Consider the following 21,320-nt stretch of genomic DNA (forward strand, 5'->3'; position numbering starts at 1 on the left):
ATTTTAAGGACCCACAGATAATGGCTATCGAAATCAAAGCCCCGTCATTCCCGGAATCGGTTGCCGATGGCACCGTTGCCACCTGGCACAAGAAACCAGGCGACGCCGTAAAGCGTGATGACCTGATCGTCGACATCGAGACCGACAAAGTCGTTCTGGAAGTGTTGGCCGAAGCTGACGGCGTGCTGGGCGCAATCGTTGCCGAAGAAGGCGCTACCGTTCTGTCGAACCAGGTGCTGGGCTCGATCGAAGAGGGCAGCGCTGCTGCCGCCGCTCCTGCTGCCGCCGCTGCACCGGCTGCTGCTTCGGCCCCTGCAGCCGCTCCGGCTGCTGGCGCTGAAGACCCAATCGCTGCACCGGCTGCCCGTCAGCTGGCTGACGAGAACGGCATCAACCTGGCGTCCATCAAAGGCACTGGCAAAGACGGCCGTGTGACCAAGGAAGACGTGGTTGCCGCGGTTGAAGCCAAGAAAAACGCTCCAGCTGCCGCGCCTGCCAAGGCTGCTGCCCCGGCTGCCGCTGCACCTGTGTTCGCCGCTGGCGACCGCACCGAGAAGCGTGTACCGATGACTCGCGTACGTGCCACCGTGGCCAAGCGTCTGGTTGAAGCACAGTCGAACATGGCGATGCTGACCACTTTCAACGAAGTCGACATGACCGAAGTCATGGCCCTGCGTTCGAAGTACAAGGACCTGTTCGAGAAGAGCCACAACGGCGTACGTTTGGGCTTCATGTCGTTCTTCGTGAAAGCGGCCACCGAAGCGCTGAAACGCTTCCCGGCAGTCAACGCTTCCATCGACGGCAACGACATCGTTTACCATGGCTACGCAGACATCGGCGTTGCCGTGTCCAGCGACCGTGGCCTGGTAGTTCCGGTACTGCGTAACGCCGAGCTGATGAGCCTGGCTGAAATCGAAGGCGGCATCGCGACCTTCGGCAAGAAAGCCCGTGACGGTAAGCTGACCATCGACGAGATGACCGGCGGTACCTTCACCATCACCAACGGTGGTACCTTCGGTTCGATGATGTCGACCCCGATCGTGAACCCGCCACAAGCTGCGATCCTGGGCATGCACAACATCATCCAGCGTCCGATGGCCATCAACGGCCAAGTCGTGATCCGCCCGATGATGTATCTGGCACTGTCTTACGATCACCGCCTGATCGATGGTAAAGAAGCCGTGACTTTCCTGGTGACCATCAAGAACCTGCTGGAAGACCCGGCTCGTCTCCTTCTGGATATCTAAAAAGCAGCTGCAAGTTGCAAGCTGCAAGCTCCAAGCTCGAAGCGGGCGATCGGTGCTTTCAACGTGTGGCTTGCAGCTTGTAGCTTGCAGCTAAAATGGGAACCTTTTTATGACACAGAAATTTGACGTTGTAGTGATTGGTGCAGGTCCTGGCGGCTACGTTGCCGCCATCAAGGCCGCACAACTGGGCCTCTCGACTGCTTGCATCGAAAAATACACCGACAAGGAAGGCAAACTGGCGCTGGGCGGTACTTGCCTGAACGTTGGCTGCATTCCTTCCAAGGCGCTGCTGGACAGCTCCTGGAAATTCCACGAGGCCCAAGACGGTTTCGCGATCCACGGCATCAACCATGCTGGCGTGACCATGGACGTCCCTGCAATGGTCGGCCGTAAAGCCAACATCGTTAAAGGCCTGACTTCCGGCGTTGCTACCTTGTTCAAGGCCAACGGCGTGACTTCCCTGCAAGGCCACGGCAAGCTGCTGGCCGGCAAGAAAGTTGAAATCACCAAGCCAGACGGTTCGGTAGAAGTCATCGAAGCCGAGAACGTGATCCTGGCGCCAGGCTCGCGTCCAATCGACATTCCACCGGCTCCGGTTGACCAGAACGTGATCGTCGATTCGACCGGCGCCCTGGAATTCCAAGCAGTGCCCAAGCGCCTTGGCGTGATCGGCGCTGGCGTGATCGGCCTGGAACTGGGTTCGGTATGGTCCCGCCTGGGTGCCGAAGTCACCGTGCTGGAAGCCCTGGATACGTTCCTGCTGGCTGCCGACACCGCGGTGTCCAAGGAAGCGCTGAAAACCCTGACCAAGCAAGGTCTGGATATCAAGCTGGGCGCCCGTGTCACCGGTTCTAAAGTCAACGGCGAAGAAGTTGTCGTGACCTACACCGACAAAGACGGCGAGCAGACCATCACTTTCGACAAGCTGATCGTCGCCGTGGGTCGCCGTCCAGTGACCACCGACCTGCTGGCTTCCGACAGCGGCGTGAACATCGACGAGCGTGGCTTCATCCACGTTGACGATCACTGCGCTACCACCGTGCCTGGCGTCTACGCCATCGGCGACGTGGTTCGCGGCATGATGCTCGCGCACAAGGCTTCCGAAGAAGGCATCATGGTTGTCGAGCGCATCAAGGGCCACAAAACCCAGATGAACTACGACCTGATCCCGTCGGTTATCTACACCCACCCGGAAATTGCATGGGTCGGCAAGAACGAACAGCAGTTGAAAGCTGAAGGCGTTGAAGTTAACGTCGGCACCTTCCCGTTTGCCGCTTCTGGCCGTGCCATGGCAGCCAACGACACCGGTGGTTTTGTCAAAGTCATCGCTGATGCCAAGACTGACCGCGTATTGGGCGTCCATGTGATTGGCCCAAGCGCTGCAGAACTGGTTCAGCAAGGCGCGATCGGTATGGAATTCGGCACCAGCGCCGAGGACCTGGGCATGATGGTCTTCTCCCATCCGACCTTGTCCGAAGCGCTGCATGAAGCCGCGTTGGCAGTGAATGGCGGCGCCATCCACATCGCCAACAAGAAGAAGCGCTAAGCGAGATAATAAGAAACCACGGCGGAGTTGCCCGTCGTGAGCCTTGCGCGCAAGACTCACCGCGGAATATCCGCTGGACGCAGCCTTGCGCAGCTTTACGGGCCTTGAGCCCCGCAAGTTGCGCAAGCAGCAGTCACAGGTGGCGCGGCACTCATAATGAGCGCAGCGCCGAATGCGCAGTACCTAACGAAGACGGTAAAAAGCATGAATCTTCACGAGTATCAGGGTAAGCAGCTGTTCGCTGAATACGGCCTGCCAGTTTCCAAGGGTTACGCAGTAGACACCCCGGAAGCAGCAGCAGAAGCTTGCGACAAAATCGGCGGCAGCGAGTGGGTTGTCAAAGCCCAGGTCCACGCCGGTGGTCGCGGTAAAGCGGGCGGCGTTAAGCTGGTTCGCAGCAAAGAAGACGCCAAGGCCTTCGCACAGCAGTGGCTGGGCAAGCGTCTGGTGACTTACCAGACTGATGCCAATGGCCAGCCAGTCACCAAGATCCTGGTTGAATCGTGCACTGATATCGCTAAAGAGCTGTACCTGGGCGCTGTCGTTGACCGTTCGAGCCGTCGTATCGTGTTCATGGCTTCCACCGAAGGTGGCGTGGACATCGAGAAGATCGCTCACGAAACCCCAGAAAAAATTCTGAAAGCCACTATCGACCCACTGGTTGGCGCTCAGCCATTCCAGGGTCGCGAGCTGGCTTTCCAGCTGGGCCTGGAAGGCAAGCAAGTTGCCCAGTTCGCCAAGATCTTCGTCGGTCTGGCCAAACTGTTCCAGGATCACGATCTGGCTCTGCTGGAAGTGAACCCGCTGGTGATCAAGGCTGACGGCGATCTGCACTGCCTGGACGCCAAGATCAACATCGACGCCAACGCCATGTACCGTCAGCCTAAGCTGAAGACTTTCCACGATCCGTCGCAAGACGATCCGCGCGAAGCGCACGCTGCCAAGTTCGAACTGAACTACGTAGCGCTGGAAGGCAACATCGGTTGCATGGTCAACGGTGCTGGCCTGGCCATGGGTACCATGGACATCGTCAACCTGCATGGCGGCAAACCAGCCAACTTCCTCGACGTGGGCGGTGGTGCTACCAAAGAACGCGTAACCGAAGCCTTCAAGATCATCCTGTCCGACTCCAACGTCGCTGCAGTACTGGTCAACATCTTCGGCGGCATCGTTCGTTGCGACATGATTGCCGAAGGCATCATCGGTGCAGTGAAAGAAGTCGGCGTTAAAATCCCGGTTGTTGTTCGCCTTGAAGGCAACAACGCTGAACTGGGCGCTAAAGTACTGGCAGAAAGCGGTTTGAACATCATCGCGGCTACCAGCCTGACCGACGCTGCTCAACAAGTTGTCAAAGCTGCGGAGGGCAAATAATGAGCGTCCTGATCAATAAAGACACCAAAGTTATCTGCCAGGGTATTACCGGTTCGCAAGGTAGTTTCCACACCCAGCAAGCCATCGAATACGGCACCAAGATGGTTGGTGGTGTAACTCCTGGTAAAGGCGGCACCGAGCACCTGGGCCTGCCAGTGTTCAACACCGTGAAAGACGCTGTAGCTGCCACTGGCGCCACTGCCAGTGTGATCTACGTTCCAGCGCCATTCTGCAAGGACTCCATCCTGGAAGCAGCATTCGGCGGCATCAAGCTGATCGTCTGCATCACTGAAGGCATTCCTACCCTGGACATGCTGGACGCTAAAGTTAAGTGCGACGAGCTGGGCGTAGTCCTGATCGGCCCTAACTGCCCAGGCGTGATCACTCCAGGCGAATGCAAGATCGGCATCATGCCAGGTCACATTCACTTGCCAGGTAAAGTCGGTATCGTTTCCCGTTCCGGCACCCTGACCTACGAAGCTGTCAAGCAAACCACTGACGCCGGTTTCGGTCAGTCGACTTGCGTCGGCATCGGCGGTGACCCGATCCCAGGCTCCAACTTCATCGACATCCTGAAGCTGTTCCAGGAAGACCCGAAGACCGAAGCGATCGTGATGATCGGTGAGATCGGCGGTTCGGCTGAAGAAGAAGCGGCTGCCTACATCAAGGCACACGTGACCAAGCCGGTTGTTTCCTACATCGCTGGTGTGACTGCCCCTGCTGGCAAGCGCATGGGCCATGCTGGCGCAATCATCTCTGGCGGCAAAGGCACTGCAGACGAGAAATTCGCTGCGCTGCAAGACGCAGGCGTAAAAACCGTGCGTTCGCTGGCAGACATCGGCAAGGCCCTGGCCGAGCTGACCGGTTGGGCTGTCAAGTAAGCCTCGCGCTTAGCTGACGCTCTACCAGCAAAGGCCACCTTCGGGTGGCCTTTGTGCGTTTAGACGGTGGGTGAAAATCTAATGTGTGAGGGGGCTTGCCCTCCGATAGCGGCGTTTCAGTCACGCACGAAGCGACTGGCCCACCGCATCGGGGGCCAGCCCACGCCCACATTTTGCCTTTACTGCCAGATTAGGTATGAAAACGCGACATGAAAGTGTCGCTTATCGGACAGTGCGCCCCGCAACAGTGCGTTTGTCAGCCCAATTCTGTACTCTAGCCGCCTCTTTATGCGTCCGCATCCCAAAAGGAAGCCGCGCGCTAGACCGGTCGGCTCCCATAAGGGCTGGCAGTATTTCCCTCATCCATAGGGAATCCCCCTCTAAATTCCGATTCAGTAGTGTGGTATTTCCTCAAATGAAAGTGTTGAAAAGCCAGGATGTCCTGGCGTTGGGCTTCATGACGTTTGCCCTGTTCGTGGGCGCCGGTAACATCATTTTCCCGCCTATCGTTGGTTTGCAGTCCGGGCCTCATGTCTGGATGGCAGCGCTGGGCTTCCTGATCACCGCGGTCGGCCTGCCGGTGGTCACTGTGATCGCCCTGGCCAAGGTTGGCGGCGGCATGGACGCGTTGAGCAGCCCGATCGGCAAGATCGCCGGTGGCCTGCTGGCGGCGGCGGCGTACCTGGCGGTAGGGCCGCTGTTCGCCACCCCGCGTACCGCGACCGTATCGTTCGAAGTGGGCCTGGCGCCGCTGACCGGCGAGAGCCCGCTGGCGCTGTTCCTCTACAGCTCGGTGTACTTCCTGGTGGTGTTCTTTGTCTCCCTGTATCCAGGTCGGCTGTTGGACACAGTGGGTCGTTTTCTCGCGCCGCTGAAGATCATCGCACTTGCCATCCTCGGTATCGCCGCGTTTGCCTTGCCGGCCGGTGAGGTGGGCGTTGCCACCCCGGAATACGTGGCTGCACCGTTCTCCCAAGGCTTCATCAATGGTTACCTGACTATGGATACCCTGGGCGCCCTGGTGTTCGGCATCGTGATCGTCAACGCCATTCGTTCCCGTGGTGTCGAGTCACCGACGTTGATCACCCGCTACGCCATCATTGCCGGCCTGATTGCCGGCGTGGGCCTGGCGCTGGTGTATGTCAGCCTGTTCCGCCTGGGCTCGGGCAGCCATGCCGTGGCCGCCGGTGCCAGTAACGGCGCGGCGGTGCTGCACGCCTATGTGCAACATACCTTCGGGTCCCTGGGCAGCGGTTTCCTGGCCGTGTTGATCTCCCTGGCGTGCCTGGTTACTGCCGTGGGCCTGACCTGTGCCTGCGCCGAGTACTTCAGCAAAATCCTGCCACTGTCCTACAAGACCCTGGTGGTGATCCTTGCGCTGTTCTCGCTGTTCGTATCGAACCTGGGCCTGACCAAGCTGATTGCCTTTTCGATCCCGGTGCTCACCGCGATTTATCCGCCGTGCATCGTGCTGGTGGCGCTGAGCTTCTGCAAAGACTTCTGGCAGGAGCAAGGCCGCATTGTTGGTCCGGTGATGCTGGTGTCGTTCATCTTTGGTTGCATCGACGCGCTCAAGGGCGCTGGCCTGGCCGACTGGCTGCCGTCGCAATTGGCGCACCTGCCATTGAGCGAGCAGGGCCTGGCGTGGTTGGTGCCATCGGTGATGACCCTGGCTGTGGCGGTGGTGGTTGATCGCATGCTCGGTAAGCGCAGCGAAGCCATCGCTTGATCCGCTAAAGGCTTTACCGAAATGCCCTGTATCAATCGATACGGGGCATTTTTTTTGGGTGTCAGGCAGTGTCTTTTCGCCTGAGTTAACGTCGAACAGGTTAAGAAAATTTCAAGTTGAAACGCGGTCAGTGTGGGAGCTGGCTTGCCTGCGACAGCGGTGTGCCAGTTAGCTCAGCAGTGACTGAGCAGACGCCATCGCAGGCAAGCCAGCTCCCACACGGGTCGCGCTCGTCATAGGGACCCGCATGTCGTTCGTCGAAGCCAATCAGATCCACCTGCTTGCCGCGCTCTGGTTCGTCCTGTGCTGGGGCGGCTACACCCGTTATGCCACGTGGAAGGCTCGGGATACAGCGTGCCTGGCCAGTGTGCTGCACCTGTACCGCGAAGACTGGATGCGCCGCATGCTGCTGCGCGACAACCGCATCGCCGACGCGAGTGTGATCGGCAACCTGGAACGCAATGCCTCGTTCTTTGCCTCCAGTACCTTGATCATCCTGGCCGGTATCCTCACCGTGCTGGGTGCCTCCGAGCGCGCGGTGTCGCTGCTGGCAGACATTCCCATGGTGCAGCAGGCCTCCCAGGGCATGTCGGAGATCAAGCTGCTCTGCCTGGCGCTGGTGTTTGTCTATGCGTTCTTCACGTTCAGTTGGTGCATGCGCCAGTACAACTTCGCGGCGGTGCTGGTCGGCTCGGCGCCAATGGTCGGTGAGCGGCATGTGTCGGAGCAGGAACGCAAAGCGTTCGCACTGCGCGCGGCGCGGGTGATTTCCATGGCCGCCAACCAGTTCAACTTTGGCCTGCGTTCTTATTACTTCGGCATGACCATGCTGGCGTGGTTTGTCAGCCCCTGGTTGTTCATGTTGATGAGCAGTGGGGTGGTGCTGGTGCTGTATCGCCGGGAGTTTCATTCCGACGTACTGCAAGTGATGGTGTACACGCAGACGGATACACCGCCGGCGGAAGCGGTTAAAGAGACCGCTTGATTATCCCTGGCGATAAAAACACCAGGCAAAGTAAAGCCCGCTATCTAAGCGGGCTTTCTTTTTGCAGCGAAGCTATTACAAGCCGCGGTCTCAAGAACCGGTGGCAGGGGTAGCAGGTGCTGCTTCTTTCGCGGCGGCTTCGTTCGATTCAGCCTGAGCTTTGGCAGCATCGGCGTTTTCTTTCGCAGCGTCGTTCACTTTATCCTGAGCCTTCGCCATATCTTTCTGAGCTTGCTCGGAGTGCGCAGCAGCGTCTTGGGCTTTGTCTTCGGATTTCTTGTCACAGGCGGCCAGACCGAGGGCAGCGGCCAACATCATGGAAATAGCTAACGTCTTGCGCATGGGGTGTTTCTCCTTATTGAAGATATCTACTGGCCTTTCGAGCATGGGGGTTCAGCATTAGTTCCTTTTATTACGCAGATATATAAACGACGCTCGCCGAGGAACTTCCAGCCGTCACCTCTATTGCGCGGATCCACACAAATAAGAGTCTGTATCGAATGACCGAAAATCCTTTGCTGGCGCGTGCGACGCGCTTTGTGTCCGCCTTGCGCCACTGTCAGGTGCTGGGTATCACCGCTTATCAGGCCAGTGAGGAGGGCATAACGTTGCTCATGCCTTACGCCCCGCATCTGGTCGGCGATCCGCGCACCGGCGTTATCCACGGCGGCGCGCTGACGTCCCTGATGGACACCGCCTGCGGCATGGCCACCCTCTGCGTATTGCCGGAATTCGAGGTGTGCCCGACCCTCGACCTGCGCGTTGACTACATGCATCCCGCTGCGCCACACCAGCCGGTGTACGGCTTCGCCCAATGCTACCGGTTGACCACCGACGTGATCTTCACCCGTGGCTTTGCCTACCAGGATGATCCGCAACAACCCATCGCTCATGTGGTGGGCACGTTTATGCGCATGGGCAAGCGCCTCAAGGGTGCGCAAGGGTTGAGCAATACGGTCAAGGGAGGACAGGCATGACACATCGATTCAAGACGCGCTTGGAGCAGGCCCACGAACGGGGTGATTACGAGGCGCTGCTCAACCTGATCCCCTACGCCAAGCTGATCGGCATTGAATGCACGCGGCTCGGGGATGAGTTGCTGTTCCGCCTGCCGGCCAACAAGGACAATATTGGTAACCCCATATTGCCGGCGCTCCACGGCGGAGTGATCGCCGGCTTCATGGAGCTGTCCGCCGCGCTGCACCTGCTGGTGCTCACCGGTGCGCCAGGCGTTCCGAAAATCATCGATTTTTCCCTGGATTACCTGCGCGCCGGCCAGTTTCGCGACACCTACGCCAAATGCCAGGTGTGGCGCCAGGGCCGGCGCGTGGCCAATGTGGCCATCACCGCCTGGCAAAGCACGGCGGCCGAGCCGATCGCCACCGCCCGCGCGCATTTCAAGATCGAGGAATCGAGCCGCCCTTGAAATCCTGGTCTTAGCCCCCAACTTTGATGACAACCCGCCGCTAACCCTCACGGATGCGGCCACTGCCATCCAATTGGAGTTTGATGACCATGAGTGTGGAAACTCAAAAGGAAACCCTGGGCTTCCAGACCGAGGTGAAGCAACTGCTGCACCTCATGATCCATTCGCTGTATTCCAACAAGGAAATCTTCCTTCGCGAATTGATCTCGAACGCCTCTGACGCTGTCGACAAATTACGTTTCGAAGCCCTGTCCAAGCCTGAGTTGCTGGAAGGTGGCGCCGAACTGAAAATCCGCGTGAGCTTCGACAAGGACGCCAAGACCGTCACCCTCGAAGACAACGGCATCGGCATGAGCCGCGAAGACGCGATCACCCACCTGGGGACCATCGCCAAATCCGGTACCGCCGACTTCATGAAGAACCTGTCGGGCGACCAGAAGAAAGATTCGCACCTGATCGGCCAGTTCGGCGTGGGCTTCTACTCGGCCTTCATCGTGGCTGACAAAGTTGAAGTGTTCAGCCGCCGCGCCGGCCTCGACGCCAGCGAAGGCGTGCACTGGTCGTCCAAAGGCGAAGGCGAATTCGAAATCGCCACGATCGACAAGGCCGACCGTGGCACGCGTATCGTGCTGCACCTGAAATCCGGTGAAGACGAATTCGCCGATGGCTGGCGCCTGCGCAACATCGTCAAAAAGTACTCCGACCACATTGCCCTGCCGATCGAGCTGCCGAAAGAACAGGCGGCCGCTGAAGGCGAAGAAGCGCCTGCCCAGGAATGGGAAGTGGTCAACCGCGCCAGCGCGCTGTGGACCCGTCCGCGTACCGAGATCAAGGACGAGGAATACCAGGAGTTCTACAAACACATCGGTCACGACTACGAAAACCCGCTGAGCTGGAGCCACAACAAGGTCGAAGGCAAGCTGGAATACAGCTCGCTGCTCTACGTACCGGCCCGTGCTCCGTTCGACCTGTACCAGCGTGAAGCGCCAAAAGGCCTGAAGCTCTACGTACAACGCGTGTTCGTGATGGACCAGGCGGAATCCTTCCTGCCGCTGTACCTGCGCTTCATCAAGGGTGTGGTCGACTCCAACGACCTGTCCTTGAACGTGTCGCGGGAAATCCTGCAGAAAGACCCGATCATCGACTCCATGAAGTCGGCGCTGACCAAGCGCGTGCTCGACATGCTGGAAAAACTGGCGAAGAACGAGCCTGAGCAATACAAAGGCTTCTGGAAAAACTTCGGCCAGGTCATGAAAGAAGGCCCGGCGGAAGACTTTGCCAACAAGGAAAAAATCGCTGGCCTGCTGCGTTTTGCCTCGACTCAGGGCGACGACGGCGAGCAGGTCGTGTCCTTGGCCGAGTACCTGGCACGCGCCAAGGAAGGTCAGGACAAGATCTACTACCTCACCGGCGAAACCTACGCTCAGGTCAAGAACAGCCCGCACCTGGAAGTCTTCCGCAAGAAAGGCATCGAAGTGCTGCTGCTGACCGACCGTATCGATGAGTGGCTGATGAGCTACCTCAACGAGTTCGACGGCAAGTCCTTCGTCGACGTGGCCCGTGGTGACCTCGACCTGGGTAACCTGGACTCTGAAGAAGAGAAGAAAGAAGCCGAGGAAGTCGCCAAGTCCAAAGAAGGCCTGGTTGAGCGGATCAAGGCGTCCCTGGGCGATGCCGTCAGCGAAGTGCGGGTTTCCCACCGCCTGACCGATTCCCCGGCGATCCTGGCCATCGGCGAGCAGGATTTGGGCATGCAGATGCGCCAGATCCTGGAAGCCAGCGGCCAGAAGGTTCCGGATTCCAAGCCGATCTTCGAGTTCAACCCGGCTCACCCGCTGATCGAGAAACTCGACGGCGAGCAGAGCGAAGAGCGCTTTGGCGACCTGTCGCACATCCTCTTCGACCAGGCGGCCCTGGCCGCTGGCGACAGCTTGAAAGACCCGGCCGCCTATGTGCGCCGACTGAACAAGCTGTTGGTTGAACTGTCGGTCTGACACCGTTGTAGAAAAACCCGCTTCGGCGGGTTTTTTCGTTCTGACGCACCTCAACTGGAGTAAATGATGAGCCAAGTCACTGTACGTTCCGTGGTCTATCAGATTGATGGCCAGTCTTATGAGAGCCGCCTCGCGTTCGATGCCAGCCACAAGGGCCCGTTGCCGGGCCTGCTGATGGCGCCGAACTGGATGGGTGTGGGGGCGGGTGCCGAAGAGATCGCCAAGAGCGTGGCCGGCAAGGGCTATGTGGTGCTGATCGCCGACCTCTACGGGCAGACCGTGCGCCCGTCGAATGGCGATGAAGCCGGCGCTGCGATGATGCCGTTGAAGAACGACCGTGCATTGTTGAACAAGCGCATGCAGGCGGCGTTCGAGCAACTGCAGGGCCAGACCGAGGCTGGCGTTGATACGTCGAGACTGGCGACCTTCGGTTTCTGTTTCGGTGGTTGCTGTTCCCTGGAACTGGCGCGCACCGGTGCGCCGCTCAAGGCTGCCATCTCGTTCCACGGCACCCTCGACACGCCGAACCCGGCGGACGCGAAAAACATCAAGGGCTCAGTGCTGGTCCTGCACGGCGCTTCCGACCCATTGGTGCCTAAAGAGCAACTGCCTGCGTTCGAAGATGAAATGAATGCGGCCGGCGTGGATTGGCAATTGCTGAGCTACGGCGGCGCGGTACATTCCTTCACCGATCCGCATGCGAATGTGCCGGGCAAGATGATGTATGACGCGAAGACCGCCAAGCGGGCATTCCAGTCGATGCATAACCTGTTGGATGAAGTGTTCAAGGCCTGATTCTTCAGCGCCTGCTGCGGCTTCATCGCGCTCAAGCCCAGCGCCCACATTTTGATCGGTGCACACCGGTAGATGTGGGCGCTGGCTGGCCTGGGATGGCTATCTCAACGGCAGCTCGATTCTTTCAGACTCACCCGGCACCGTCGGCCAATCCCCGGCCGCCCAGCGCTGCCTGGCCTGGTCGATCACCGCCGGATCACTCGCGACAAAATTCCATTTGATCCGCCGAGGCCCATCCAGCGGTGCGCCACCCAACACCACCAGGTGGCAACCACTCTCGGCAAACAGTGTCATCTCCTGACCGGCCGGCAACACCACCAGGCTGTGAACTTCAAGCGCCTCACCGTCCAACTGGGCGTCACCCTCCAGCACATACACCGCGCGTTCTTCATGCTCATCGGCAATCAGCAGGGTCGTGGCCGTTTGCATCTGCACCTCGGCATACAGGGTGGGCGATAGCACTGGCACCGGTGACTTGAGGCAGAACCCGCTGCCTGCAATCAGGCGGATCTGTACACCCAGGTTGTCACTCGCCGGCAGGCTCGCCGCCGGGTGATGGCTGTAGTGCCCGGGGCCCGTCTCGTGGTCCTTGGGGGAGGCCAGCCACACCTGCAGCCCATGCAGGCTGAAACCCTTGGCCCTGACCGCCTCGGGTGTGCGTTCGACGTGGGCAATCGCGCTACCGGCGGTCATCCAGCTGACATCACCGGCCTGCACCACCTGGTCCGAGCCCAGGCTGTCCTTATGCTGCAACGTACCTTCAAACAGATACGTCAGGGTCGACAGCCCGATATGCGGGTGTTGGCGGATGTTCATGCCATCACCCGGCGCGTAGCGGGTCGGCAGCATATGATCGAAGAACACGAAAGGCCCGACGCTGCGGCATTCCCGCGAGGGCAGCGGGCGCAGGATGGGCTGGCCCTCGACATCTTCGGGGCGAGGGCGGATCACGGTGAAGGGGGTCATGGTGCGTCCCAGTCTGAGCGGGTTAGGTACTGCTGAGCATAACCCGCTCGACGGGAGGTTGCCGCTATTGGCTGAACGCGCCTTCCGACAGTTGCGTGTCGATGCTGATTTCGGCTGTGGTCATCAATTTGTGCACCGGGCAGCGATCCGCCACGCGGTGCAGTTCATCACGCTGCTCATCGGTGAGTACGCCCTTGAGCGTCAGCTTGACGTTGAGCGTGTATTTGCCCTTTTGCTCTTCGGCGGCGTCATGGGTGACCTCCACGGTCACGCCGGTGAGCGGGATGTCTTTTTTCTGCGCGTACAGCTTGAGCGTCAGGGCTTTGCACGAGGCCAGGGCGGCGTCGAAGTAGTCATGGGGGGAGGGCGCCGAATCATCCCCACCCAGGCTTTTGGGCAGGTCGGTGAACAACTCGTGGTTGTCGATGTTGAGGCTGTGGCGAAAATTGTCCTGGTTCAGGGTATTTACGGTAACAGGCATGGTAAACCTCACAGGATGGCAGGATGAAGGTCATGCAGTTATAGAGCATGCTGGCACTGCGGTGTTCCGCGTTTTTTGCTGGATGAACCCCGGCGGGGCGCGCAAGGTCTACCCGTATCAGCCCTTATCGAGGTTTTACCGTGCTCTGGACCCGCCTGACTCTTGCCCTGATGCTCGCCGCCAGCAGCCTTGCCGTGCAGGCCCGTGACTATGCCTACAGCGATGCGCACCTGCATTACGTCGACTTCTTCCAGGAAACCGCGGGCATGGACAAGCTGCTCAAGGCGATGGCCGATAACCGCATCGATCACGTGATGATTTCCGGCATACCGGTCGCAAAGAAATGGCACGAAGACGAACCCAAGCGCCCGCGCTATTACGCCGGTGATGACGCGGATGCCTACTGGTACAGCGCCACCGATGTGATCGTGGCCGCAGCGGTCAATAAACTGACCCCCGAGCAGCGCCAGCACTTTCATCCGTTCCTGTCCGGCTTCAACCCCAATGACAAGAACTCCGCTGCCCACATCCAGCGCATGCTCGACCTCAACCCAGGGTTGTGGCAAGGCATCGGCGAAGTCTTCACCCGTCATGACGACCTCACGGCCATCACCGCGGGTGACACACCGCGCGCCAATAACGAAGCCATGACGCGCATCTATCACCTGGCGGCGGAAAACGACCTGCCGGTGATGCTGCACTCCAACATCACCTCCAAGCGCGAGCGCAACCCGCTGTACCTGGCCGAGGTGGAGGAGCCGCTGCGCAACCATCCCCATACCCGCTTCATCTGGGCCCATGCTGGCACCAGCAAGGAAATTCACCGCCACCAGGTGCAGATGGACTTTTTGCTGCCCACCTTGAGCCGCATGCTCGAGGCCTATCCCAACCTGTACATCGACCTGTCCTGGAGCATGCTCACGCCATACTTGCTGGATGACGCGGGTCAGCCACGCCCAGAGTGGGTAACGCTGGTGGAGCGCTTCCCGGAGCGCTTTATGTTGGGTTCGGACGTCGTGGGGCGTTTCAATAAGCTGGGTAATGAAATGCGCCGCTTTGACCCTTTCCTGGATGCATTGCCTGAGGCGGTCGCCCGTAAAGTCGCGCGTGACAACTTCCTGGCCATCCTGCCTGAACCTGCTCGCGATGGTGAGCGGCGTTGATATCGCGTTTTCGTCTTACGCAAAGGCGATAAGGCGCCGATACCTTTCAAGAGCCAGCTGCAATTGGATGCAGCGCAATTGGAAGGAGCCAAGGCATGAGTATCAGAAGTCTGAATATCGCCCCGCGCGCAGGCTTGGGGTTTGGCATATTGGCCTTGATGGTGTTTGCCCTGGGCGGCTTTGCCCTGCTGCAGATGGGCAATATGCGCCAGCAGTCGGACCAGGTGGAAAACAACTGGCTGCCCAGCGTCATGGCGGTGGGGGAGATGAGCCAGGATTTGCTGCGTATTCGTGCACTGACCTTGCGTCTGCTGGTCAACCGCGATCCCCAGGCGCTGGCGCAGAACGAGCAGAAGCTGGGTGACCTGAAAAACGGCCTGCACCAGGCCCAGGCGCTCTACGAGGCGCTGATCGTGTTGCCTGAGGAGCGTACGCTGTTTGATCGCTTCAAGGCCCAGGAGCAGCAATACCTGCAACGCCAGGAGCAGGTCATGGGGTTTTCCAAGGCCAACCAGTTGGACGACGCGATCCGTGTGGTCAATGGCGAGATGAACCAGCTCGCTGATGAGCTGGCGGCGACGCTGCATCAGTTGGTCAACCTCAACAAAGCCAGTGCCAACCAGGCAGCTAGCCTGGCGCAAACCGTGTTCACCCAGTCACGCAGTTGGGTGATTGGCATGATCGCACTCACGGCGCTGATCACCATCGGCCTGGCGGTATGGCTGACGCGCAGCATCGTATTGCCCTTGGCGCAGTCATTGAAAGTGGCCCAAAGCGTAGCCAGTGGCGATTTGACGGGTGAGATCAGCCTCAGTGGCAACGATGAGCCAGCGCGCCTGCAGCAGGCGCTCAAGGGCATGCAGGAGAACCTGCGCGATACCATCCGGCGTATTTCCGAGTCATCCAACCAACTGGCCTCGGCTTCCGAGGAGCTCAACTGCGTCACCGAAGACGCCACCCGCGGGTTGCACCAGCAAAGCCAGGAAATTGAACAGGCAGCTACGGCGGTCAACCAGATGACCGCTGCGGTGGAGGAAGTGGCGAGCAATGCCGTGGCCACGTCCCAGGCGTCACGCGAGTCCGATCGCATTGCCCAGCATGGGCGCGAGCAGGTGCACCAGACGGTGGTGTCGATCGAGGCGCTGGCCACCGATGTCACCGACAACGTGATGCAGGTCGAGGACCTGGCCCAGAAGGTCTACGGCATCAGCAAGGTACTGGACGTCATTCGCTCGATTGCCGAGCAGACCAACCTGCTGGCGCTGAATGCCGCGATTGAAGCCGCACGCGCCGGGGATGCCGGGCGTGGCTTTGCAGTAGTGGCCGATGAGGTGCGCGCCCTGGCCCATCGCACCCAGCAGTCGACCCGGGAAATCGAACAGATGATCAGCGGGATCCAGCAAGGCACCGATCAGGCGGTCAGCTCGATGCAGCAGAGCAACAGCCGCGCACGCTCGACCCTGGACATCGCCAAGTCGGCGGGCACGGCGCTGGAGGAGATTGCCTCGGCGTTCACCTTGATCAATGAGCGCAACCTGGTTATCGCCAGTGCGTCGGAGCAGCAGGCGGCGGTGGCGCGTGAGGTGGATCGCAACCTCATGAATATCCGCGACCTGGCGCACCAGACCTCGACGGGGGCGAACCAGACCAGTGCGGCGAGCCAGGAGCTGTCGCGGTTGGCGGTGGACCTGAACACCATGGTGGCGCGATTCTCGGTGTAGGGCAGTAGACCGAGGTGGCCCCTTCGCGAGCAGGCCCGTTCCTACACTCGAGCGCATTCCTTCAGGATGTACTCGGTCAAATGTGGGGGCGGGCTTGCTCGCCGAGCAGGCAACTCGGTTTTGAATTGAGTCACCCACAAAAAAGCCCCGAACCAGTCGGGGCTTTTTCATGTGATCAACCTGCGGGGTTTATTTACCCTGCCAGCGTTTCAGCACCAGGGTGGCGTTAGTGCCACCGAAGCCGAAGCTGTTGCTCATCACGGTGTCGATTTTCGCGTTCTCAACAGTCTTGGTCAGGATCGGCATGTCAGCCACAACCGGATCAATCTCGTCGATGTTGGCCGAACCGGCCATGAAGTTGCCTTCCATCATCAGCAGGCAGTAGATCGCCTCGTGAACGCCGGCGGCGCCCAGGGAGTGACCGGACAGGCTCTTGGTGGAGCTGATGGCCGGGGCCTTGTCGCCGAATACCGCACGCACGCCTTCCATTTCCTTGGCGTCGCCGACCGGAGTCGAGGTGCCGTGGGTGTTCAGGTAGTCGATTGGGGTGTCTACGGTGGACATTGCCATCTGCATGCAACGGATGGCGCCTTCACCGCTTGGGGCAACCATGTCATAGCCGTCGGACGTCGCGCCGTAGCCAACGATTTCCGCGTAGATCTTGGCGCCACGGGCCAGGGCGTGTTCCAGCTCCTCGACCACCACCATGCCGCCACCGCCGGCGATGACGAAACCGTCACGCTTGGCGTCGTAGGCGCGGGAGGCCTTTTCCGGGGTTTCGTTGTACTGGGTGGACAGTGCGCCCATGGCGTCGAACAGGAACGACTGGCTCCAATGCTCTTCTTCACCGCCGCCGGCGAACACGATGTCCTGCTTGCCCAGCTGGATCTGCTCAACGGCAGTACCGATGCAGTGAGCACTGGTGGCGCATGCGGAGGAGATCGAGTAGTTCACGCCCTTGATCTGGAACGGCGTGGCCAGGCAGGCCGAAACGGTGCTGCCCATGGTCCGCGTGACACGGTAAGGGCCAACGCGCTTCACGCCTTTTTCGCGCAGGATATCCAGCGCTTCCATCTGGTTGAGGGTCGATGCGCCGCCGGAGCCGGCGATCAGGCCGGTGCGTACGTTCGATACCTGGTCTTCGCTCAGGCCTGAGTCGGCAATCGCGTCTTTCATCGCCAGGTAGGCGTAGGCGGCAGCGTGGCCGACGAAGCGATAGATCTTGCGATCGATCAGTTCTTCGAGGGGCAGGTCGATGGAGCCGGAAACCTGGCTACGCAGACCCATTTCGGCATATTCCGGGTTGAAGCGGATGCCAGGGCGACTTGCACGCAGGTTAGCGGTGACGGTCTCTTTGTCATTGCCCAGGCAAGAAACGATACCCAGACCAGTGATAACGACGCGGCGCATGCGGATAACCCTTAAAAGTTGTCAGTGGAAGTGAATACGCCGACCCGAAGGCCTTCGGCAGTATAGATCTCGCGACCGTCGACGCTCACCGAACCATCGGCGATGGCCAGGTTCAGCTTGCCCTTGAGGACGCGCTTGATTTGAATGTTGTAGGTGACTTTCTTGGCGGTCGGCAGGACCTGGCCAAAGAACTTCACTTCGCCCGAACCCAGGGCGCGACCGCGGCCTGGCAGGCCTTGCCAGCCGAGGAAGAAGCCGACCAGCTGCCACATGGCGTCGAGGCCCAGGCAACCTGGCATGACAGGGTCGCCTTCGAAATGGCAGGCGAAGAACCACAGGTCCGGGGTGATATCCAGCTCGGCGACCAATTCACCTTTGCCGTACTTGCCACCCTCTTCACTGATATGGGTGATGCGATCCACCATCAGCATGTTCGGGGCGGGCAGTTGCGCGTTACCTGGGCCGAACAGCTCACCGCGACTGCAGCGCAGCAGGTCTTCCCGAGTAAAGGCGTTTTGTTTGGTCATGCGAGCTCCTCAATAATCCCATGCGGCAGGGTAGGGCAAATCTTCCCGAACCGAATGAAGCGTTCATGCCTCATGTCGGCAGCCTACACATAGACTATTGCGTTGTAGTGAAAGTCACAGCGGCAAGGTACTGAATGTACACTTGTTCACTGAAATTTTAAACCGGGCCTGTTTATGGGCCCGTTCGGGTGCCTAAGACTGCCGCACTTTCGTCTTTCACGCCAGTCGGAGTTGGCTGATGGCGCGGCGCTATTGCACCCAGCGTTGCAGGATTTGCTGCAAATCCGTGCGTTTGAACGGCTTGGCCAGGTAATCGTTCATTCCGGCCGCCAAACAGGCTTCGCGGTCGCCCTGCAAGGCGTTGGCCGTGAGGGCAATGATCGGCAGGTCGGCGCAGCCCGGCAATTGGCGAATCTGCCGGGTGGCTTCGTAGCCATCGATCAGCGGCAGCCGGCAATCCATCAGGATTACCGTGAAAATCAGGCTTTCAGCGCTGCGAATCGCCTCGGCGCCGTCGGCGGCCAGGCTCACTTCAAAGCCCAGGCTGCGCAGCATGGCTTCGACCACGGCGCGGTTGACCGGGTTATCTTCCACCAGCAGGACATGGCGGCCATTGCCAGCGCTGGCCTTGCCGTCAGCGTCGCTGGCAATGGCCGGTACGTTGTGCTGGTCGATGGCCAGGGGGATTTCCAGGGTGAACACCGAACCGCGGGCTTCTTCGCTCTGGGCGCGCAGGGTGCCGCCCATGCGTTCAGCCAGGGTGCGGGCGATGGGCAGGCCCAGGCCGGTGCCGCCGTAACGTCTTGAAATGGAACTGTCGGCCTGCTGGAACGCATCGAACATCAATTCCAGGCGCTCGGCGGAAATCCCGATGCCGCTGTCGCGCACGGTGCAGGTGAACCACACCAGTTCATGGTCAAGGGCCTGCCAATGCGGCTCGATACTGACGTTGCCGTGCTCGGTGAACTTCAGCGCGTTGCCGATCAGGTTCACCAGGATCTGACGGATCCGCGTCGGGTCGCCCTGCACCCGCAAGGTGTCCATCCCTGGCGGAATCGACAGCTCCAGCGCCAACCCGCGCTGCTGGGCGCTGTGCTGGAACGCCTGGGCGCAGCTGTTGATCAGGTCGGCCAGGTTGAACGGAATGTGCTCCAGTTCCAGGGCGGCCCGTTCGATGCGCGAAAAGTCGAGGATATCGTTGATGACCTTGAGCAGATGCTCGGTCGACTCGGAGGCCAACGCCGCGTATTCGGCCTGCTCCTCGGTCATCTCCGTGGTTTCCAGCAACTGCAGCATGCCCAGCACGCCATTCATGGGCGTGCGCAGCTCATGGCTCATCATCGCCAGGAAATCCGACTTGGCATTGTTGGCGCGCTCGGCCTCTTCGCGGGTCTGGATCAATTGGGCCATGGCTTGTTGCTGTTCGCGACTGGCCTGGTTGAGACCTTCGGCGAGGTTGTTGATATGCCGCGACAGGTCGCCCAGCTCCGAGTCATCCACGATCGGCAGCGGCGTCTTGTAGTCACCTTGCTGGATGGCCTTCACCGCATGGCCCATAGCGCTGATCGGCTGCGAAAGGCTGGCGGCGAGGCGCCTGGCGAGCAGGAAGGTAAACAGCAGGGCGAACAGCGCGAGGATGCCAGCCTTGAACAGGATCTCCTGCTGGCGCTGGCTGAACGCGTCGTTGGACATGCCGACGATGACCCGTCCCAGGTAGTCCGCACGGGGTGCCTTGGATTCGTTGAGGTTGTCCTGGAAGAAATCATTGCCCAACTGAATGTGTTGCAGGCGGATCGGCGCCTGGAAGACTTTTACCGACAGCGAGCGGTCGTGTTTCTCCGAGGGTTGCTCGACGTACACCAGGATGTTCTCGCTGCTGTCCTGAATCTCCAGGAAGCGCACGTGAGGCGTGGCCAGCGTGGCGCGCAGCAGGCTGTCGAGCACATCATTGTTGCCGGAAATCACCCCGTACTCGGTGGCAGGCGCCAGTTGGTTGGCGATCAGTTGGCCCGTGTGGTCCAGTTCCTGGCGCAGGTCCTGGATGCGCACGAAGGTGAAGAAGCTGATCAACAGCAACGTCAGCAACAGCGCCGGGCCCAGGGTGATGAGCTGCGTGCGGGTGTTGATGTCCCAGCGACGACGCAAGGTCATGGGCGTTTTTCTCCTTCGGCCAATCGGGTGGCGACGCTGGTTTCGTCCACCTGTTCGATCCCCAGTGAGCGCGCGACTTGCGGGTTGCCCACGACTTTGAAGTGTTCCGGGTAGAGCGAGCGTGGCCAGTTGGCCGGTGAGTGGTCGAGCAGGCGGTCGAGCACGGCCAACCAGTCGGCCTGATCGCTGTAGGTGCTGGCCAGGCTGCCCGCTCGCACGAAGCCCGCATTCGGGCCCACCAGCGGCAATTGCTGGGCATAGCTGCTCAGCAACAGGTTCTTCGCGGTTTTCGGGTTGTACAACTGCGGGTCGTCGAGGCCGAGCAACACGTCACTGTTGCGGAACAGGGTCTGCAGTGGCCGACTGTCATTAATGTTGTCCCAGCGCTGAGGCACGATCTCCAGGCCCAGGGGGGTGGCGTGCTGGCGCAACTCGGGCAGGAGGAACTCACTGTCGTCGCCGTAGAGCACGCCGATCCGCCGCGCCTGGGGCAGGATGCTGGCGATCAGGTGCAGTTGGCGATCCAGCGGCGGGTCACTCCACAGCAGGCTGATGCGCGGGTGCTGCGTGCTGCCCAGGCGCTGGTGGGCCTGCAGCCGGCTGATGCGCAGCACCAGGGTTGGCGGGCCCTGGTTGTCCTGCAGGCGCCAGTCGAGGCCGGGCAGGTCGAGCAGGATCAACCGCGTGTTGGCCGGCAGTCGACCAGGGGCTGGCAAGTCCTTGAGGACCGTGAAGGTGACGTGGTCTTCGGGACGTTGCTGCGCCAGGGCCTGGGCAAAGGCCTGCACCCCAGCGCCGTCTTCGGCGGCGGTCAGCAGGATATCGGCGCTCCAGGCCGGCGCGGGCAATAGCAGGCACACGAGCAGCACCGCGCGTCGCCAGAGCGTGGTGATCAAGAGGCAGGTCATCCGTGACGAGTCGCCCATG

Annotated in this window: 19 protein-coding genes; 12 read left to right on the forward strand and 7 right to left on the reverse strand. The window is 60.2% G+C overall.

Features of this window, described 5'->3' with window-relative positions; all coding sequences use genetic code 11:
- The first annotated feature begins 20 nt into the window (after positions 1–20).
- From odhB to ATH90_RS09455, 6 genes are all read left to right on the forward strand, one after another.
- Entirely contained in the window at positions 21–1,247 is a 1,227-nt protein-coding gene (gene odhB, locus ATH90_RS09430; RefSeq protein ID WP_034102935.1) for a 2-oxoglutarate dehydrogenase complex dihydrolipoyllysine-residue succinyltransferase, read from the forward strand.
- Positions 1,248–1,356: 109 nt separating this feature from the next.
- Positions 1,357–2,793, forward strand: coding sequence for a dihydrolipoyl dehydrogenase (gene lpdA / locus ATH90_RS09435; protein ID WP_034102937.1), 1,437 nt, complete (start codon positions 1,357–1,359; stop codon positions 2,791–2,793).
- A gap of 204 nt (positions 2,794–2,997) precedes the next feature.
- Positions 2,998–4,164, forward strand: a complete 1,167-nt coding sequence (sucC, locus tag ATH90_RS09440; protein ID WP_003190011.1) for an ADP-forming succinate--CoA ligase subunit beta — start codon at positions 2,998–3,000, stop codon at positions 4,162–4,164.
- Positions 4,164–5,045 carry a succinate--CoA ligase subunit alpha gene (sucD, locus tag ATH90_RS09445; protein WP_003172813.1) on the forward strand — a complete coding sequence of 294 codons (882 nt, stop codon included), beginning with the start codon at positions 4,164–4,166 and terminating at the stop codon, positions 5,043–5,045. Before sucC ends, sucD begins: the two co-directional genes overlap by 1 nt.
- Positions 5,046–5,460: 415 nt before the next feature.
- Positions 5,461–6,774, forward strand: coding sequence for a branched-chain amino acid transport system II carrier protein (gene brnQ / locus ATH90_RS09450; RefSeq protein ID WP_034102940.1), 1,314 nt, complete (start codon positions 5,461–5,463; stop codon positions 6,772–6,774).
- 247 nt (positions 6,775–7,021) lie between these two features.
- A complete protein-coding gene (locus ATH90_RS09455) occupies positions 7,022–7,759 on the forward strand; it encodes a DUF599 domain-containing protein (RefSeq protein WP_034102942.1) in 738 nt (245 codons plus the stop codon).
- Between the two features lie 90 nt (positions 7,760–7,849).
- Here ATH90_RS09455 and ATH90_RS09460 read toward each other — a convergent pair whose 3' ends face one another.
- On the reverse strand, positions 7,850–8,101 hold the full coding sequence (locus tag ATH90_RS09460; RefSeq protein ID WP_010211724.1) for a hypothetical protein: 252 nt from the start codon (positions 8,099–8,101) through the stop codon (positions 7,850–7,852).
- A 158-nt stretch (positions 8,102–8,259) separates the two neighbouring features.
- On the opposite strand from ATH90_RS09460, the gene ATH90_RS09465 reads away from it, so the two are divergent.
- From ATH90_RS09465 to ATH90_RS09480, 4 genes are all read left to right on the forward strand, one after another.
- Entirely contained in the window at positions 8,260–8,736 is a 477-nt protein-coding gene (locus ATH90_RS09465) for a PaaI family thioesterase (protein WP_098466137.1), read from the forward strand.
- Positions 8,733–9,185 carry a PaaI family thioesterase gene (locus ATH90_RS09470; RefSeq protein WP_034102946.1) on the forward strand — a complete coding sequence of 151 codons (453 nt, stop codon included), beginning with the start codon at positions 8,733–8,735 and terminating at the stop codon, positions 9,183–9,185. The genes ATH90_RS09465 and ATH90_RS09470 overlap by 4 nt, the downstream gene beginning before the upstream one ends.
- Positions 9,186–9,274: 89 nt before the next feature.
- Positions 9,275–11,179 carry a molecular chaperone HtpG gene (htpG, locus tag ATH90_RS09475; protein WP_025858543.1) on the forward strand — a complete coding sequence of 635 codons (1,905 nt, stop codon included), beginning with the start codon at positions 9,275–9,277 and terminating at the stop codon, positions 11,177–11,179.
- 66 nt (positions 11,180–11,245) lie between these two features.
- Positions 11,246–11,974 carry a dienelactone hydrolase family protein gene (locus ATH90_RS09480; protein WP_098466138.1) on the forward strand — a complete coding sequence of 243 codons (729 nt, stop codon included), beginning with the start codon at positions 11,246–11,248 and terminating at the stop codon, positions 11,972–11,974.
- Between the two features lie 99 nt (positions 11,975–12,073).
- Here the strand turns inward: ATH90_RS09480 and ATH90_RS09485 are convergent, their stop codons facing one another.
- Positions 12,074–12,940 (reverse strand): pirin family protein, encoded by an 867-nt coding sequence (locus tag ATH90_RS09485; RefSeq protein WP_098466139.1) that lies wholly within the window; start codon positions 12,938–12,940, stop codon positions 12,074–12,076.
- 64 nt (positions 12,941–13,004) lie between these two features.
- Positions 13,005–13,421, reverse strand: coding sequence for an OsmC family protein (locus tag ATH90_RS09490; protein ID WP_034102952.1), 417 nt, complete (start codon positions 13,419–13,421; stop codon positions 13,005–13,007).
- Between the two features lie 170 nt (positions 13,422–13,591).
- On the opposite strand from ATH90_RS09490, the gene ATH90_RS09495 reads away from it, so the two are divergent.
- Positions 13,592–14,584 carry an amidohydrolase family protein gene (locus ATH90_RS09495; protein WP_189663428.1) on the forward strand — a complete coding sequence of 331 codons (993 nt, stop codon included), beginning with the start codon at positions 13,592–13,594 and terminating at the stop codon, positions 14,582–14,584.
- Between the two features lie 95 nt (positions 14,585–14,679).
- Positions 14,680–16,305: a methyl-accepting chemotaxis protein gene (locus tag ATH90_RS30040; protein ID WP_098466141.1), complete on the forward strand. Its 1,626-nt coding sequence runs from the start codon at positions 14,680–14,682 to the stop codon at positions 16,303–16,305.
- Positions 16,306–16,494: 189 nt separating this feature from the next.
- Here the strand turns inward: ATH90_RS30040 and fabB are convergent, their stop codons facing one another.
- The 4 genes from fabB to ATH90_RS09520 all read right to left on the reverse strand — a co-directional run bounded on the left by fabB (position 16,495) and on the right by ATH90_RS09520 (position 21,319).
- Complete coding sequence (fabB, locus tag ATH90_RS09505) at positions 16,495–17,715, reverse strand: beta-ketoacyl-ACP synthase I (protein WP_017134470.1); 1,221 nt, start codon at positions 17,713–17,715, stop codon at positions 16,495–16,497.
- Positions 17,716–17,726: 11 nt separating this feature from the next.
- Positions 17,727–18,242, reverse strand: a complete 516-nt coding sequence (fabA, locus tag ATH90_RS09510; RefSeq protein ID WP_010211704.1) for a 3-hydroxyacyl-[acyl-carrier-protein] dehydratase FabA — start codon at positions 18,240–18,242, stop codon at positions 17,727–17,729.
- Positions 18,243–18,491: 249 nt separating this feature from the next.
- Entirely contained in the window at positions 18,492–20,393 is a 1,902-nt protein-coding gene (locus ATH90_RS09515) for an ATP-binding protein (protein ID WP_034102960.1), read from the reverse strand.
- Positions 20,390–21,319, reverse strand: coding sequence for an ABC transporter substrate-binding protein (locus ATH90_RS09520; protein WP_098466142.1), 930 nt, complete (start codon positions 21,317–21,319; stop codon positions 20,390–20,392). The genes ATH90_RS09515 and ATH90_RS09520 overlap by 4 nt, the downstream gene beginning before the upstream one ends.
- Position 21,320 lies beyond the last annotated feature (1 nt).

It is taken from the genome of Pseudomonas lurida (assembly GCF_002563895.1).
GTDB classification, from domain to species: domain Bacteria; phylum Pseudomonadota; class Gammaproteobacteria; order Pseudomonadales; family Pseudomonadaceae; genus Aquipseudomonas; species Aquipseudomonas lurida.